This is a genomic window from Amycolatopsis sp. SID8362 (genome assembly GCF_010550475.1).
Classification (GTDB): Bacteria; Actinomycetota; Actinomycetes; order Mycobacteriales; family Pseudonocardiaceae; genus Amycolatopsis; species Amycolatopsis eburnea.
The window spans coordinates 1-889 of the sequence record NZ_JAAGNB010001491.1 but is presented as its reverse complement, the minus strand read 5'-3'; the positions used below and the strand labels follow the sequence as shown (position 1 = coordinate 889).

1 protein-coding gene is annotated in these 889 nt (G+C 75.1%); it reads right to left on the bottom strand.

Features of this window, described 5'->3' with window-relative positions:
* Positions 1 to 889: DUF3376 domain-containing protein (locus G3I65_RS45790; protein WP_160701652.1), on the bottom strand; the 889-nt coding region annotated here is incomplete at both ends.

The window sequence follows — 889 nt, the reverse complement described above, 5'->3', positions numbered from 1 at the left end:
AGCCGCCGGGCAGGCGGAACGCGACGGTCCCCGCGTTCACCGTAGCCGCGCCGAGCGAGACCAGCGTGCGGGTCAGCCGCGCGGTGCCCTGCTCGCCGGCGAGCTTCTCCGCCGAGACGCGGCAGGCCTGGAACCGCGCCTGCGCGCCGCCGACGTCGGCCGGGGGCCGTTCCTTCGCCAGTGCCTCCCCGATGTCCCGGCGGTCGTCGGCGTCGTAGCGCGAGGTGAGCGTGACGACCGGCAGCTCCTCCGCCGCGATCTCGGCCTGCCTCGCCCTGGCCAGCACCATCGCCGTGACCGGCAGGCCGACCGGCCGTTCGGTGCCGAACTCGACCGGCTTCAGATCGGCGTCGAGCCCGAGGAAGGCCAGCTCGGCGGTCAGCTGGTCGCGCAGCTGCGCCGCCTCGGCAGGCGTGCAGCGGTCCCGCTCGTCCGGCGGGCGCCAGTCCGCGCCGAACGCGGCGACCAGCTCGTCGCGGAACCGGTCCCGGCCGAGGATGTCCCGCAGCGTCTCGAGGCGGACCGGGTCGAGCAGGCACTGGACCAGCCAGCCGGCACCGTCGACGCGGCCCCACATCCAGTCGCTGGCGCGCCACGACGCCTTGTAGAACGCGCCGAAGTAGTTCGCCTGCAGCCCGGTCAGCTTGTCCTCGGCCCGGCTGCGCGTCATGTCCAGCAACGTCCGCGAATCGGCGCTGACCTGCACCAGGTCGACCCGCTGGTCGACCGAAGGCGCCTGCGCGAGCAGCCCGCGCGTCGCCACGTGCAGCGCCACCAGCCGGGCCTGGACGACGTCGTCGGCGACGTCCGGCTCGAGCGCGAGCCAGTCCAGCAGCGTGGTCACCGTGCCGGCTTCGTCCCCGGCGGCGGCCAGCGCGCGCAACGTCGG